This is a genomic window from Mesorhizobium sp. WSM4840 (genome assembly GCF_055811755.1).
This window is the reverse complement of sequence record NZ_JBVVQD010000106.1, coordinates 1-1,003: the sequence shown is the minus strand read 5'-3', so window position 1 is coordinate 1,003 and position 1,003 is coordinate 1. Positions and strand designations below refer to the sequence as shown.

The window sequence follows — 1,003 nt, the reverse complement described above, 5'->3', positions numbered from 1 at the left end:
TGAACGTCCATAGGGGGCGATGCTGACGTCGCGACTTTGCCAAGCTGGAAGACCTCCGTCGCCTCGCCGCGGCCGCGCAGCCGGTGCTTGCCCGCCGGGATCCTTTCGAACCTTTCGTCGAGCCGCGACGCGGTCTCGCCGGAAATGGCGATTGCGGCGGTGGCGCCCGGTTCGAGCTGCTTGCCGAGGTCCTGCAGCCGCTGGCTGACGTTCACGGTGTCGCCGACGATCGTATAGTTGACACGATCGGATGCGCCGATATTGCCGACGATGACGGAGCCCGTGTGGATGCCGATACGGACATGAAGCGGAGGCCGGCCTTCGCCAGCCGCTTCCAGATTGTCCTTGTCCAGCTTCTCGCGGATGGCCGCGGCTGCGCGGACGGCCGCGGCGGCATGGCCCTTCAGACGATCCGGCGCGCCGAAGAACGCCAGCATGCCGTCGCCCAGGAACTTGTCGACCGTGCCGCCATGTGCATCGACCGCGCCGCACAGGATCGCGAAGTGGTGGTTCAGCAGCCTGGCCGCGGCGGCGGCGTCCATCTGCTCCGACAGCGTGGTGAAGCCGGCGATGTCGGTGAACATAACGGTGACGACCGCTTCACGCGGTTCGGCGATGCCGCTCTCTCCGGTGCGCACCAGCTTGGCCACCAGCGAGCGCGGAACATAGGTCGAGAATGCACGCAGACCGATCAGCATGGCATTGAACGCCGAAGCCTGGTTGTCCAACTCCAGTACCCTGCTGCGCGGCAGGGGGGTCACGCCGTCGAGATCGAAATCGGCGACGCGCGTGGCCTGGCCGGCAATCGCCTGGATCGGGCGCGACAGGCGCTTGCCGAGAAGAATCGCGACGATGACCGCCACCGCCATCGCGCCAAGTCCAAGCATGGCCGATCCCATGACGCGCTCGATTTCGTCACCGATCTGACTGGTCTTGAAATACGCGCCGAGCGTCCAGGGCCGGTCGCCATAGCCGGTGATCTCACGGGTAATAGCGACGTAAG

1 protein-coding gene is annotated in these 1,003 nt (G+C 66.0%); it reads right to left on the bottom strand.

What is annotated here, in order from left to right:
• The coding region (locus AC0L3I_RS36885) for an adenylate/guanylate cyclase domain-containing protein (RefSeq protein WP_473530228.1) at nucleotides 1-1,003 on the bottom strand (1,003 nt) is incomplete at both ends.